This window comes from Ktedonospora formicarum, assembly GCF_016587355.1.
GTDB classification, from domain to species: Bacteria; Chloroflexota; Ktedonobacteria; order Ktedonobacterales; family Ktedonobacteraceae; genus Ktedonobacter; species Ktedonobacter formicarum.
The window spans coordinates 776,267-789,964 of sequence record NZ_BNJF01000003.1 but is presented as its reverse complement, the minus strand read 5'-3'; the positions used below and the strand labels follow the sequence as shown (position 1 = coordinate 789,964).

The 13,698-nt window shown below is 54.2% G+C and carries 12 protein-coding genes; 8 read left to right on the top strand and 4 right to left on the bottom strand.

Annotation, left to right across the window (positions count from 1 at the left end):
• Positions 1-5: 5 nt before the first annotated feature.
• Positions 6-569 (top strand): dihydrofolate reductase family protein, encoded by a 564-nt coding sequence (locus tag K3T82_RS30030; RefSeq protein WP_220197196.1) that lies wholly within the window; start codon positions 6-8, stop codon positions 567-569.
• Between the two features lie 207 nt (positions 570-776).
• Here K3T82_RS30030 and K3T82_RS30025 read toward each other — a convergent pair whose 3' ends face one another.
• The 3 genes from K3T82_RS30025 to K3T82_RS30015 all read right to left on the bottom strand — a co-directional run bounded on the left by K3T82_RS30025 (position 777) and on the right by K3T82_RS30015 (position 3,868).
• The gene (locus K3T82_RS30025) at positions 777-2,150 is read right to left on the bottom strand and encodes a cytochrome P450 (RefSeq protein ID WP_220197195.1); all 1,374 of its coding nucleotides are present in this window, start codon (positions 2,148-2,150) and stop codon (positions 777-779) included.
• 331 nt (positions 2,151-2,481) lie between these two features.
• Positions 2,482-3,378 carry a nucleoside hydrolase gene (locus K3T82_RS30020; RefSeq protein WP_220197194.1) on the bottom strand — a complete coding sequence of 299 codons (897 nt, stop codon included), beginning with the start codon at positions 3,376-3,378 and terminating at the stop codon, positions 2,482-2,484.
• Positions 3,379-3,595: 217 nt separating this feature from the next.
• Positions 3,596-3,868, bottom strand: coding sequence for a DUF2277 domain-containing protein (locus K3T82_RS30015; protein ID WP_220197193.1), 273 nt, complete (start codon positions 3,866-3,868; stop codon positions 3,596-3,598).
• Positions 3,869-4,275: 407 nt separating this feature from the next.
• Here K3T82_RS30015 and K3T82_RS30010 point away from each other — a divergent pair, with 407 nt between their 5' ends.
• On the top strand, positions 4,276-5,592 hold the full coding sequence (locus tag K3T82_RS30010) for an MFS transporter (protein WP_220197192.1): 1,317 nt from the start codon (positions 4,276-4,278) through the stop codon (positions 5,590-5,592).
• Positions 5,593-6,046: 454 nt separating this feature from the next.
• A complete protein-coding gene (locus K3T82_RS30005; protein WP_220197191.1) occupies positions 6,047-8,152 on the top strand; it encodes a glycoside hydrolase family 52 protein in 2,106 nt (701 codons plus the stop codon).
• Between the two features lie 292 nt (positions 8,153-8,444).
• Here K3T82_RS30005 and K3T82_RS30000 read toward each other — a convergent pair whose 3' ends face one another.
• Positions 8,445-9,086 carry an NAD(P)-dependent oxidoreductase gene (locus K3T82_RS30000; protein WP_236031643.1) on the bottom strand — a complete coding sequence of 214 codons (642 nt, stop codon included), beginning with the start codon at positions 9,084-9,086 and terminating at the stop codon, positions 8,445-8,447.
• A gap of 239 nt (positions 9,087-9,325) precedes the next feature.
• On the opposite strand from K3T82_RS30000, the gene K3T82_RS29995 reads away from it, so the two are divergent.
• From K3T82_RS29995 to K3T82_RS29975, 5 genes are all read left to right on the top strand, one after another.
• A complete protein-coding gene (locus K3T82_RS29995; protein WP_236031642.1) occupies positions 9,326-10,087 on the top strand; it encodes an arylamine N-acetyltransferase family protein in 762 nt (253 codons plus the stop codon).
• Positions 10,088-10,306: 219 nt separating this feature from the next.
• Positions 10,307-10,672, top strand: coding sequence for a GntR family transcriptional regulator (locus tag K3T82_RS29990; RefSeq protein WP_220197189.1), 366 nt, complete (start codon positions 10,307-10,309; stop codon positions 10,670-10,672).
• Between the two features lie 2 nt (positions 10,673-10,674).
• Entirely contained in the window at positions 10,675-11,571 is an 897-nt protein-coding gene (locus K3T82_RS29985; protein WP_220197188.1) for an ABC transporter ATP-binding protein, read from the top strand.
• A complete protein-coding gene (locus K3T82_RS29980) occupies positions 11,571-12,263 on the top strand; it encodes a hypothetical protein (RefSeq protein WP_220197187.1) in 693 nt (230 codons plus the stop codon). The genes K3T82_RS29985 and K3T82_RS29980 overlap by 1 nt, the downstream gene beginning before the upstream one ends.
• Positions 12,264-12,440: 177 nt before the next feature.
• Complete coding sequence (locus tag K3T82_RS29975) at positions 12,441-13,613, top strand: acyltransferase family protein (protein ID WP_220197186.1); 1,173 nt, start codon at positions 12,441-12,443, stop codon at positions 13,611-13,613.
• Positions 13,614-13,698 lie beyond the last annotated feature (85 nt).

The following is a 13,698-nucleotide window of genomic DNA, read 5'->3' as shown; positions in this document are numbered from 1 at the left end:
TAACTATGAGAAAGCTCTGGGTGAAGGCGTGGATGACCCTGGATGGGGTCTTTGACGCGGACACGATGGATCACTGGTGGCCCCCTGCCGATGAGGCTGCTGTGGATTTTGAGAGTCGGATAGAATACATTACGGAAGAGTACTCGAAAGGCGATGTGTACCTGCTGGGACGGACCACCTATGAAATGCTCTGGCCGGGCTGGTCCACACAAACCGATACTCTTGGATTAATCCTCAACCGGATGAAAAAATGTGTGGTCTCGACCACGCTCGAAAGCGCTCCCTGGAAAGAATCTACCATCATCAGAGAAAATGTGGTGGAAGAAATCACCAAATTGAAACAGCAGCCAGGGAAAGATATCATTATCGATGGCAGCGCGAGCCTGGTCCACTCGCTAATGGGAACTGATCTGATCGATGAGTATCGGTTCTTAGTTGTGCCCTACATCATGGGAAGAGGAAGGCGGTTCTTCCCAGATGGGACGCCTCCGACGAAGCTGCGGCTTGTGAGCAGCAAGATGGTCAGTGCCGGGACCCTTGCTCTTATCTACCAGCCAGAGAAAAAATAACCACCTGAGTTCGCGGAACAGGCACTGGCATTCTCACGCCCATTCAGGAATGATATGGAAAGCTTCCCCCTCCGTGTCATTCCCGAATGGGCATTCATGCATAGAATCAGCGTTTTCGCACTGGCCCTTATTCGCAAGCCCACAGGCGTTATGCCAATTCGAGTGCGCACCCATTTCAAGCATCTTATTGCGCGGCACCTCTTAAAATCAGCTATGAGCTAGCGCTTGATTAGTGCTTGCCTCCCTGAGGGTCACGCGCATGCCATATTTGGGACGCAGAGTAACGCCGGGTTTTAGTTCAATGGGATGACTGGGAACTGGCTCGGGGAAGAAGCGTTGGAGGATAGTTCCCAGCAGGAGCCGTGTCTCCATTTGCGCGAAGGGCATACCAATGCAGATGCGAGGGCCGAGCCCGAAGGGGAAGTAAGCCCCGCGCGGCACCTTCTCGCCCTTTGCCGGGTCCCAACGCTCAGGACGGAAATTTTGGGGATCGCCCCAGATCTCAGCGTCGTTATGCGTCACCCACTGGCAGAGCAGGACGATAGTTCCCTCTTTGAGATGGTAGCCGTTCAGATCGAAGTCGCGTGTCGCGCGGCGTCCAATGCGCCACGCAGGCGGCATGACACGCCAGGATTCATTGATGACCCATTCGAGATATGGCAATTTTGGTAGATCGGCGACCGTAGGAGCGCGGTCCCCAAGCACGCTTTGAAGCTCTTGTAAGAGCTTGCCCCGCACATCGGGATTTTTTGCGAGCAGGTAGAAGGTCCAGCAGAGCGTGTTCTGTGCCGTTTCGTGTCCCGCCGCCACCAGCGTCATGATATGATCATGGGCCTGCTGGTCGTTCATACCATGCCCCTCTTCCTGTGCCGTGAGCAGCATATCGAGGATATCTCCCCGGTCGCCTCCCTCGGTTCTGCGCTGATGGATCAAGCCATAGACGAAAGTGTCGAGAACATGTTTACCCTGTACATAGTCCTTCTGGGGGCGCGAGAAGCGGTCGATAAGGGCGAAGGGACTGAAGCGGGCCCGCATCCGGCGAGGGGGGCGACCAATTACAGCCGTGAAGGCGTGGCTCAACTCTTGAACCTTGCTGAACTCCTCCACGCTAAAGAGGGTATTGACGATAATACGCAGGGTGAGTTGCTGCATAGCTGAAGAGAGTTCTAATTCCTGCTTCGGACTCCACTCCTCAAGCATCTCCTGCGTATATTTTACCATCACATCGGCATACTGGTCGATGCGCTGGCGATGAAAGGCTGGCTGCACCAGTTTGCGCTGCTGCCGGTGGTAATCGCCCTCGATGGTCAGGAGTCCATCCCCCAGGACCTCGCGCAAATTGCTGTGATTCTGGCTCTGAAGCGAGATGAAGTCACGCGGATGCTCTGTAAGGCAGTACAGGACATGTTCAGGCGCGAAGCCACAAACGACCGGCGTTCCCGCGAGCGAGAGACCGACGATGCGACCATACTGAGCGCGTACATCGCTCATATACTTTAAGGGTTCACGCTGGAAGCCTGGTATATTCCCTACCAGGGGCAAGCCTCTAGGCCCTGGTGGGAACGCGTTATCATTTCGCATGTGTCATCCCCTCTTCTGGTAATCCTTCCAGCCCTGGGAAACCGAAGCTAATTGATCGCTACCTCGAAGTTCGGTGTTGGTGAATGCTTTTCATAACAAACTATGACCGACTAATCAACGTTCACTAGCTATTCATTATACGCATAATACCATATTCCAATATCTGAAAGTGCGCGCATGGTCAAATTGCGGAATGCCGTCGAAAGGAAGCCGGAACACCGCGAAAAGAAGTCGCGTCGCTTGAGTCGGGACTCCTTTTCGACGGCTCACATTTATTTGATAGCTTATTCCCATGGCGTGCTGTTTGCGCCGTGCTCACTCCTCAAGCAATCTAATCTTTACTTTTGGAGAAGACACCGAAGTAATGCTTCAGGAAACCTTCGACATTAACGGCGAGCGCGACCTCATGGCGAGTCTGGATGCCGCCTGGCTGCCAGTAGGTTTGTCCGGACTTTGCCTCGTCCTTGATCTCGACGGAGACATTGCCATAAGAGAAAGAGCATAGCGAGCGGTCAAAGATTGTCGCCGCCGCCAGAGGATCATGAAAGGTTACTGTCTCGCTTTGCTGGAACCACACCTCGGCGAAGTCCAATACTGGTCGCAGGAGAGGTGTATCACAGTGCTGACGGAACTCGGACGCGGGCATACGAACCTGAGTTGTCACGTCCAGCCCGATAGAGCGATGCACAGCGACGGGAGCGCGATAGACTATCTCAGCCGCGTAGGGATCATTGAGCGCGTTCCACTCGCGACCAGAGGGCGCGAACTGTCCGCACATCAGCACGAGACTCTTGAGCAGGTAGGGGATATCGGGGTAGGTCGCAAAGAGCAGAGCAATGTTGGTCATGGGGCCAATCGCGAGCAGAGACACCTCGCCGGGATGCGCGCGAATAGTTTGTTCAAGGAAGGTAATGGCCTCGTTCTGGGGAAAGTCCTGTTTATGCTGCCAGCGTGCGAGGGCCTCGGCCTGCGGCGCGGTTGGCTGCTTAACCACTGAAAGCAACGGGCGCTCAATACCGGGATAGATTGGCACATCTCGACCCGCAACCTCGCAGAGGGCGCTAGCGAGCATCGCGCGTTTCTGTGCTTCGCCACTCACGGTTGTAATTCCCAATAGATCGCACGCGGGCTGAGCCAGCAGATAAGCCAGACAAATGGCGTCATCGATATCGCTACCAATGTCAGTATCCAGCAGAACTTTTGTCTTTGTAGAAGCCTCTAACGTCATGAAATTATACTCATGCCTCCTCGCTGTGGACAATTGTTGGCCTTATTGTAACATACCGTCTGAGGATGCGTATGAAAGAGGGACTACTATCTCAGGAGCCGCAGGGAAGCCGCTGCTGAAGCGACACGGCTACATATGGGTGATCGTGTGTGCCGACGATCAACGACATCTTGAAAAAAGTTTTCGCGAAAACTTTTTTCAAGATGTCGTTGATATTCTATCCTCTCGCGAAGCGTTGCGCGTTACGCTCGCGCGCTTTGGCTGCCTCCTCCTCGCGATTGCGTGGGGGAGCGTTTGTCTCAAGCGAGCTTAAAAGGGTCTGCTCAATGGCCGTAATGGCGTCAACGGCGGCATAAAACGCGGCTTCGTTGGTCTTGGAGGGCTTATTGAAACCGCTTACCTTGCGCACAAATTGCAGCGCGGCGGCATGAAGCTCTTCCTCTGTCGTCGGTGGATCAAAGTTGTAGAGTGGCCTGATATTTCTGCACATACTCACTTCCTCATAAATATTTTCAAAGTTTCTCGTTATCAGTGGTAACTACTCTCTACCATTCTTTTTCTATAACGAATATGCAGAAGCCAGAGAACCTGATGACCTACCTCGAAATCATACGCAGAAGTCGAGCTATCTGAAAGGGGGAGAAGGGAGGGTTAACAAATAGTAGAAATTTATATGCAGCGCCCGATGGAAGGGGCCTTATTTCTCATCATAATTATAACACTTCTGTCAAGGATCTGGCATCGTCCATATGGACGATGTTTTTTGTTTTTGCCTCCGATATACTCTCAACCTCACCTGTTGGCCTGAGAATCACGACGATATTGTTGTGTTTTGCTCGTTATGCAGGTAGTTATAGATTAAATATGACTTGATAAATACTAGAAAGGCCCATGTGCATGACAGAGAATTCGGCTGACGTTCAGAAGCAGACAGATCTGGGTCGCGAAGTGGTTCCGGAGACACCGTCAGCAGGGAAATGGGTGGAAGGAATGTCACGCGCCTTTACCTCTTTGCAGCAGCGCAACTTTCGCCTCTTCTGGTCTGGACAGATCGTATCGGTGCTGGGTTCGTGGATGCAGAGCATCGGTCAGGCGTGGCTGGTGCTGGAACTAACGCATAATGCCTGGCAACTCAGCTTTGTCGGAGCCTTGCAGGCGCTTCCCATTCTGCTCTTCTCGCTCTTTGGTGGTGTCTTCGCTGACCGCTGGCCCAAGCGGCATGTATTACTCATTACAAAGTCGGCGGCAATGCTTCAGGCCTTCCTGCTCTGGTTACTGATCTATACTGGCTCGGTCCAGGTCTGGCATATCTATGTTCTGGCCCTGCTCCTTGGATTGACGAATAGCCTGGACTTCCCCACGAACCGGGCCTTTGTGGTTGAGATGGTCGGGCGCGAGGATTTGCCGAACGCTATCGCGCTCAATTCCTCTGTCACTACCCTGGCACGCATCATTGGGCCGAGCCTGGGAGGCATTATCATCGCTGCTAGCGGCGTGACCATGCTCTTTCTGCTCAACGCGGTCAGCTTTCTGGCAGTCATCATCGCCCTCCTTCTTATGAGGAGTAGCGAACTGCATGCCCAGGTCCGACCTGACAGCGAAAAGCGTCAAAGTACCTGGCAAAGCCTCGGAGAGGGATGGAGCTATGTTCGGATAACCCCGGTTGTTCTCTTGCTCATCATGGTTGTGGGCCTGGCGCTGCTCTTCGGCTCAAACTTTAACGTAATTCTGCCGCTCTTCGCGACCAACGTACTCAATGAGGGCGCTCCTGGTTATGGCTTCCTCTCGGCTGCCTTTGGGGTGGGCGCGTTTCTCTCGACGCTCTGGCTAGCCTGGGGAAATCAGAAGGCCAGCATCCGCCGCGTACTCATCATAATGCTTGTCTTTGGTGGATTAGAGATTGCCTTCGCGGGTTCGCGGATCTATTTGCTGTCGCTGGCGCTCATCGCGTGTGTAGGTTTTGTGGAGACGGCTTTCGCCTCTCAATCTATGGCGACGCTTCAGGCGCTGCCACCTGACCACCTGCGCGGGCGTGTCATGAGCATCCAGGTACTCCTCTTCGATGGGAGCCTCCCACTAGGATATGTCCTGACGGGCTGGCTAGCGGGTCTCTATGGCGCGCCCATCGCTCTGTTTGTCTGCGCCCTGCTCGTCCTGGCTGTCACACTCGTGGGCTGGCTATGGCAACGGTCGCTTGAGATAAGTAAGCGGTAGGGGAGGGAAGTTTTCAGAGATTGGTGGACCTGTACAACACCCGCGAAAGCGGTGTTGCTGTATAGGTCCGCCTTTGCTACGTAGACTTAACTTTACTTGATTGCAAAGATTCACCAGAAAAATGGTGCTTTTACCTTATACTGGCGCGCTCTTAATGGCGCCTGTCCGGGCATTTCGATCTATAAGCTCAGCTTACCCGATTCCCTGAGCCACATGCAAGTCTTGCATTCTACCTGAATAGTTGCTGCCTGCCTTCACTACTCTGGCAAAACTGGCGCATGGTAATGTAGTATGAACGTGTGTCGCTCGTTATGAGCTTATTTAGAGAATGTGGGGCACATTCTTTCGCAGTTTTGGAAGCATCCTTGTATGAATACCTGAGCGCGCCAGCACTAGCCGCTGGTCAGGCGGCGTTGGTGTTCGTATCAGCACTTTGAACGTGTGAGGTAGTCTTGTGTCGAAGACATTTTTTAACGCTCACCATTCGCCAATCGGAGCCTTTGCTTCGTTTACGCTGGGGTTCCCTGGCGCGAAGGGCGGGCTAGGACTTGAGCTAGACGGACCCGCGAACCAGAATGTATATATTGGCCTCCAGGCGCGCGATGAGTCTTATTTTGAGGCGCTTCCCTTCTTCGCGGCGGCGGAGGAGGACGAGAGCAAGCGCTACAGTGTTGAGCAGCAGGGCGAACAGCCTCAGAGCACGCAACTTGTCAGGCCCTTCGCGCAGGGGCAGATCACGCGCGAGTTTGATGTTGCTATCGATAGCTGGCGAGCAGGAGATCTGAGCTTTAGTATCTACTCTCCCGCGCGCTTGCTGCCTGATCCGGCGATAGCAGGCGCGGATGAGGTCAAGCGCGCCATCTTGCCCGCTGTCTTCGCCGAGTTGAGCATCGATAATCGAGAGGGAACCAGTCTACGGCGTGCCTTCTTTGGCTTCCAGGGCAGTGACCCTTACAGCTCAATGCGCCGCCTGGATGTCGCGACTGGCGGTGAGATTGTGGGTATCGGGCAGGGGCGCATCCTGGGTATAGTGGGCAAGGGCGAGGGCTTGCGTTCCGCGCAACACTTCGGTATGGAAGAGATTCTCAGCAGGCCCCCGGAGCAGTGGGGCTTTGGTCTGGGCTCATGCGCCGCGCTGATAATGGACGTACCCGCCGGGGAGTGCCGTACCTACCAGTTCGCGCTCTGCTTCCATCGGGCCGGGATCGTGACGGCTAACCTGGATACGAGTTATTATTATACGCGCTTCTTCCCCACGCTCGAAGCGGTCGCGAGCTACGCGTTAGAGCATATTGACGAGCTCATCGCCTCCTGTCGTGAGGATAATCGGTTTCTGTCGCAAACCAAGCTGAGCGCCGATCAGCGCTTTATGTTGGCTCACGCGATCCATAGCTACTATGGGAGCACACAACTCCTTGAGCAAGATGGGAAGCCACTGTGGGTGGTCAACGAAGGTGAGTATCGCATGATGAATACCTTCGACCTGACGGCTGACCAACTCTTCTATGAGTTGCGCTTCAGCCCCTGGACGGTGCGCAATGTGCTCGATCTGTACGTCGAGCGCTATAGCTACGAGGACCGGGTTCACTTCCCCGGCGAGGGAATGGAGTATCCAGGGGGTATTAGCTTCACGCACGATATGGGTATAGGCAACACCTTCTCCCCCGCGCACTACTCGTCCTATGAACAGCCGCTTATTGATGGCTGCTTCTCCTATATGACAACCGAGCAACTCCTCAACTGGATCTGTTGCGCGACAACCTATGTGGCCCTTACAGGGGATCAGGAATGGTTACAGTCTCGCATGGCGACGCTCATCGCCTGCTTTAATAGCCTGCTCAATCGTGATGATCCTGAGCCGGAGCGGCGCAATGGCCTGATGGGCCTGGATTCCATACGAGCCATGGGTAAGGGCGAGATCACGACCTATGATAGCCTGGACACCTCATTGGGGCAGGCGCGCAACAACATCTATATCGCGAGCAAGACCTGGGCAGCTTATGTCCAACTTGAGCGCTTGTTCGTGGAGCATGGGATGCAAGATCCGGCTCAAACGGCGGGACTTCAGGCCGAACGCTGCGCGAACACGGTCGCGGACCACCTCACCTCCGATGGCTATATTCCCGCCGTCTTTGAGGATGGCAACACCTCGCGTATCATTCCCGCCATCGAGGGCCTGATCTTCCCCTATGTGACAGGGAATCGGGAGGTCTTGAAAGCGGATGGACGCTTTGGGGCATATATCCGAGCCCTGGCAACGCATCTTGAAACAGTGCTGCAACCAGGGACCTGCCTCTTCCCCGATGGAGGTTGGAAGCTCTCATCGACCAGCGACAATTCCTGGCTAAGCAAGATCTATCTCTGCCAGTATGTCGCGCGCCAGATATTCCAGGTGCCGCATGATGAACATATGGCGGTCGCGGACGCCGCGCATGTCCACTGGCTGACACGTCCCGAGAGCGCTTATTATGCCTGGAGCGATCAGATAGTGGCAGGAATCGCACGCGCTAGCCTGTACTATCCTCGCGGTGTCAGCGCTATCCTCTGGCTGGATGAGTAAGCAAACGCACCAACAAGAAAAAAAGAGACACCTACTTCTCATGGAGCCTGCTTCTGAGAGTGAGCTTTGTATAAAGGATGGTGGGGCCACGCCAGGCGTGGCCCCACCGAACCGACACTGTTCAGTGCCAGAGACGCATCACTCACACGGGGCGATTTTTGCCTCCTAGTGGTCGATCCCAGCTTGCTTTAGCAATGGAACAACTGCCCTCACTGCTCGCAGAGAAGTGCTTGTCGGTGACGGGGGGCTGTAGCCAGGAGGGGTGTGGCACGAATACGACCATCATTTACGGTCAGTAGCCAACTGTGAAACGCTGGCGGTTATGGTGAGGCTCCTCAAGTTCGTCGAGGACCGCGATGGCAAAGTCCTCGACAGAAATATTGCTCTCACCCTGCGCGTTGGTGACAAGTTGATCTGTCGCGGTCCGATAATGGCCCGTACACTGACCCGGCTCAATATTGGCGGCGGGACTAATAACCGTCCAGTCGAAAGCGTTGACCGGACGATAGTAGGCAAGGGCCTCTCTATGCGCGCGCGCTATCGCCTGCAAGTCCTCAGGAAAGTCGGGAGTATCCATCAACTGAACCCCAGGCTTAACTTCCAGGCTCCCTGCCCCTCCTACCGCTATGAGACGCGGAACACCTGAACGTCCAACTCCCTCGATCAGCGAGCGCGTCAGGTCAACAAAGGTAGAGGCGGGCGCGCTCGCTGAGGGACCAAGCGCACTGACAACGACATCATATCCCTGAACGATCTCCGCTACATCGGCGGGTACACTCGCGTCCGCTACTGCCACTTCCAGGCGTGGATGCGAAATCGTCAGATAGGTGGAGGCACGTACGATAGCGGTAATGCTATGCCCACGCTTCAATGCTTCACGTGCGATACGCTGCCCCACCATACCGCTCGCGCCAAAGAGTGCGATTCTCAACAATGCTTGCTCCCTTCTCTACAGGTTACATTAATCCCTCTCCTTTTAGAGTAGCCAACGCACCTAGCCCAGTAGCAATAGCAAATGAGTAGCGTGAATGGTGTCATGAAACCATTGGGGATGGCTCAATCCTGCACCTTTGTTCAGTGTGGCAACTCAGGTCGCTATGGTAAAGTAGGCTCTGTCAATTCTCATCCAGATTAAGAAGTTGCTACATGTGCCAGCTTAAGAGGAGAAAGCCGTTGAATACGCAGGACTATCTCGAACGCATTCGTTATCAGGGGCCGCTTACGCCTGATCTGGAGACACTACAGGCTTTACATGAAGCGCATATGCTTGCTGTGCCCTTCGAGAATCTTTCGATTCACTATGGGCAGCCTATCGTCCTGAATGAGGAGGTGCTCTACAATAAGATTGTGAGCCGTAGGCGTGGCGGATTCTGCTATGAGCTGAATGGCCTCTTCGCCTGGTTGCTAAGGGAGCTTGGCTTTCGGGTGACGCTGCTCTCGGCGGGAGTGGCGAATCAGAAGCAAGACGGGGGCTACAATCCAGACTTCGACCACCTGACTTTACGCGTTCACGATCTGGCGGGTTCGGACTGGCTGGTTGATGTGGGCTTCGGCGATTCGTTTCGGCTGCCACTTCGCCTGGAGTTGGAGGTTGAACAAGATGGCGCGGATGGTCACACCTATCAACTGATAGAAGAGGGCGATTACTGGATTTTGCGGCAACGCGACGGGGCTGGTTTTGAGCCCCAATACCGCTTTACGCTCCAGCCCCGTGCCCTTTCGGACTTTAACGCTCGCTGTCACTACCATCAGACGTCGCCCGATTCGGGCTTCACGAAAAAGCGGGTCTGCTCCTTGGCTCTGCCAGATGGACGCCTCACCCTCAGCGATTTGCTACTCATAACTACCCTTCAGGGGAGGCGCGAAGAGCGCAGCCTGTCAAATGAGCAAGAATATGTCGCGACCCTCGCCAAACTCTTCGATATAACTATCTAGGAACGCCGCTGCTGATGCCTCCTTTTATAAAGAACCAGAAAAGAGCGTAGCTCAAAAAATTCCGGGTTCAAATTGTAAAATAGCATCAGCAGCGGTATTTCCTATGGTGGTGTCCTCCTCTCGGCTTCTTCCCATCCACATCTCATCACCCCCTTGACTTTGAGCTTCTTTGCTTGTATAGTTAGTTACATGAGTAACTAACCAGTTGAGTGATGAACTATGGCATACTTTATTGATGACAATCGACCGATCTTCGTGCAGATTGCCGAACGGATCGAGAATGACATCCTCGACGGACAACTGCCAGAGGAGTCGCAGGTACCATCTACCAACCAGTTCGCCTCCTTCTATCAGATCAATCCGGCGACGGCGGCAAAGGGGGTCAATATGTTGGTAGACCAGGGCATCCTATACAAGAAGCGCGGCGTTGGCATGTTCGTAGCAACTAGCGCCCGCGAACAGCTATTGCGTAAGCGTAAAGAGCAGTTCTATGAGCAATATGTTGTTACTATGCTGCAAGAGGCGCGTAAGTTGAATATTACGACTGAAGAGCTTGTCGCCATGATTGAGAGAGGGGAGCACTGACCATGAGCAATGTCATTGAGGTGCATGGATTGACGAAGACCTATGGTGACGTTACCGTGGTCGATAACGTCAGTTTCAGTGTTGAGCCTGAGAAAATCTATGGGCTGCTCGGACGCAATGGGGCTGGCAAGACCACCATTATGCAGATCCTCACGGCACAGACCTTCGCTACCAGTGGGATGGTAAGTGTCTTTGGCGAGCAGCCGTATGAGAATAGCAAAGTGCTCAATCAAATCTGCTTTGTAAAGGAGAGCCAGAAGTATCCTGACCACTTTCGTGTCAGCGACATTCTGGATCTCGCGGTATCATTTTTTCCCAACTGGGATCGTGCGTATGCTTATTCCCTGGTTGAAGAATTTAATCTCCCCCCGAAGCGCCGTATCAAAGCATTATCGCGGGGTATGAGCTCGGCGCTTGGGATTATTGTTGGTCTCGCTAGCCGCGCTCCCCTGACGCTCTTCGATGAGCCATACCTGGGTCTTGACCCGGTGGCGCGAAGCATCTTCTACGATAGGCTGATTGAGGACTATGCTGAGTATCCTCGCACCATCGTCCTCTCAACGCACCTGATTGACGAAGTAAGTCGCTTGCTAGAACACGTTCTGGTCATCGACCAGGGACGCCTCATCATAGATGAGGAGACCGATGCCCTGCGCGAACAAGCCTTTACCCTCGTCGGGTCCGCCTCAAAGATCGATACCTTCACGGCGGACAAGCAGACACTTGGGCGCAAGTCCTTTGGCTCGCTGGCTGAAGTTACGATCCTGGGGCATCTGGACGCGAGCGAGCGGCGGAACGCAGAAGCGCTTGGGCTGGAACTCGCTCCCGTCTCACTTCAACAATTGGTCGTTCACCTGACAGGTAAAAGCCAGATCGCCAGAAAGGCGGTAGAAGTTTAATGAATAGCTTAAAGAGTATTCTGCATTTGCACGCTAAGGATTGGTTCTACTGGCTGCTGGCTCCTTGGGTTATGATCGTCCTGCCATCCTTTACCGTTAACATGATCATCAGCCTTTTCGCGCGGACGGACACCGGCATCTATACCGGTGGTCTGGCGGGGATCTTCATATATATGCTCATCGTAGGCATTATCCTTGTCTCTCGCACATTCCCCTTCGTCCTGGGCTTTGGACGCAGGCGCGTTGACTACTTTGTAGGGACAGCGCTTGTCGCTTTTGCGGTCTGTCTTATCGAGGCACTGGTGGTCCTGCTGCTCTCGGTAATCGAGTATTACCTGACAAATGGTTGGTTCTTACGCCTGCATTTCTTCCACCTGCCCTTCTTAAATGATGGCTCGCTACTGGCTCAAGGCTGGATCTACTTTATCAGTATGGTCTTTCTCTTCTTCCTGGGCTTTACCATCGCCTGTCTCTATCAGCGCACCGGGCGTAATGGCATGCTCATCGGCGGAGGCCTCGCCTTGCTACTCGGCACCATTGGTTCTTATATATGCACTTACTATGGTCTGTGGTTTAACGTCTTCACCTGGATGGTGGATCAAAAGGCTGTGGGACTGGCCTCCTGGCTGTTGCTTCCCGTGGCTCTCTGCCTTCCTGCGTCATACCTGCTCCTTCGTAAAGCAACTATATAACCCAGCCACCGAAAGGTGGCGTTGGCGAATGCTTTTAAACGCAATCGGCTTCGGGGCTGCTGCTCTCGCCATTTTCATCATCGCCGTCGTGACTATCGAAAAGATTCAGTAAGGCCGCTAAGGGTTGGCGGGTCTCTCAAGTCAACTTCAAAGCATAAACTAACGAAAGGATTCACCATGTCGCTTCCATTGGAACATACAACCACACAACCTATTGAAGAGACACAAGAGGAAATACAGATCGCGAATCGGCCTGCGCGCCTCTTCTTCATTGACCATATCCGCGTAGTGCTGACGATGCTCGTCATTGTTCACCACCTCGCCTTAACCTACATCTATGCACCACTGTGGTACTATATCGATCCAACGAAGGACCCGCTAGTGAGCGCCCTGCTGGGCTTTATTGTCCTCTTCAACCAGTCCTTCTTTATGGGGAGTTTCTTCCTGATCTCGGCCTACTTCACCCCTGCCTCATATGAGCGCAAGGGGGCGAGGGCCTTCCTGCGTGACCGCGTCCAGCGCCTGGGCGTGCCGTTGGTACTCTTCACCTTTGTCCTGCAAGGCCTGACTCTCTACCTTGGCGCGGGGACGCCCCAGCCGATAGGAGACTTTATCGCCCACAATGGCATCGAACTCATTGGCACCGGGCCGCTCTGGTTCGCCGAAGCCCTGCTGGTCTTTGACTGCGTCTATGTGCTCTATCGCTGGCTGACCCGCACGCGAACCGTGAACGCACCCGCCGAGCGCAAGCCACTCACCTATCGAACCATCCTGCTCTTTACGCTGGCCCTCTCCGTAGCCGTCTTTGTGACGCGCATCTGGGTCCCCTTTGGCTGGACCATCCCATATGTGAACCTGATCCCATCAAACTTTCCGCAGTACATCGCCCTGTTTATCGCGGGACTCTTCGCCTCGCGCCACGACTGGTTCCGCACCGTGTCGGGCGCGAAGGGTAAGGTCGGATTGGGAGTAGCACTTGGTTCTATGCTGATCCTCCTCCCGCTCTCACTGAGCGGTGGAGATGCCTTCGTAAGCGGTCTGCACTGGCAGGTCTACACCTATGCCCTGTGGGAATCGCTCATGGGTGTGGGGATGAGTCTGGGCATGATCGTTTTCTTTCGCCGCGTGTGGAACCGCTCAGGGCGCGTGAGTCGCATCTTTAGTGAGCAAGCCTTCGCCGTCTACGTCATTCACCCGCTCATCCTGGTCTGTGTCGCCGAATACCTGCTTCACGCCCTGCCCCTACCCACACTAGGCAAGTTCGCGCTGGCGATTCCGCTCTCAATCGCTTTCTGCTTCGCTTTCGCCTACTTGCTGCGTCGCATCCCGTTCGCGCGCCGGATCTTCTAGCAGATTTTGCGAATTTGAGTGATGCTAAAGCGATGCGTCTATTCTGATAGAGAGATGAGTAACACATGGGTCCCTAAGAAGATGA

What these genes read in the sequence shown, in the direction of transcription:
- K3T82_RS29975 (WP_220197186.1), top strand. Translation starts at nt 12,441, where the DNA reads ATGTCGCTTCCATTGGAACATACAACCACACAACCTATTGAAGAGACA.
- K3T82_RS30020 (WP_220197194.1), bottom strand. Translation starts at nt 3,378, where the DNA reads ATGACGTTAGAGGCTTCTACAAAGACAAAAGTTCTGCTGGATACTGAC.
- K3T82_RS30025 (WP_220197195.1), bottom strand. Translation starts at nt 2,150, where the DNA reads ATGCGAAATGATAACGCGTTCCCACCAGGGCCTAGAGGCTTGCCCCTG.
- K3T82_RS30010 (WP_220197192.1), top strand. Translation starts at nt 4,276, where the DNA reads ATGACAGAGAATTCGGCTGACGTTCAGAAGCAGACAGATCTGGGTCGC.
- K3T82_RS29980 (WP_220197187.1), top strand. Translation starts at nt 11,571, where the DNA reads ATGAATAGCTTAAAGAGTATTCTGCATTTGCACGCTAAGGATTGGTTC.
- K3T82_RS29985 (WP_220197188.1), top strand. Translation starts at nt 10,675, where the DNA reads ATGAGCAATGTCATTGAGGTGCATGGATTGACGAAGACCTATGGTGAC.
- K3T82_RS30030 (WP_220197196.1), top strand. Translation starts at nt 6, where the DNA reads ATGAGAAAGCTCTGGGTGAAGGCGTGGATGACCCTGGATGGGGTCTTT.
- K3T82_RS30015 (WP_220197193.1), bottom strand. Translation starts at nt 3,868, where the DNA reads ATGTGCAGAAATATCAGGCCACTCTACAACTTTGATCCACCGACGACA.
- K3T82_RS29990 (WP_220197189.1), top strand. Translation starts at nt 10,307, where the DNA reads ATGGCATACTTTATTGATGACAATCGACCGATCTTCGTGCAGATTGCC.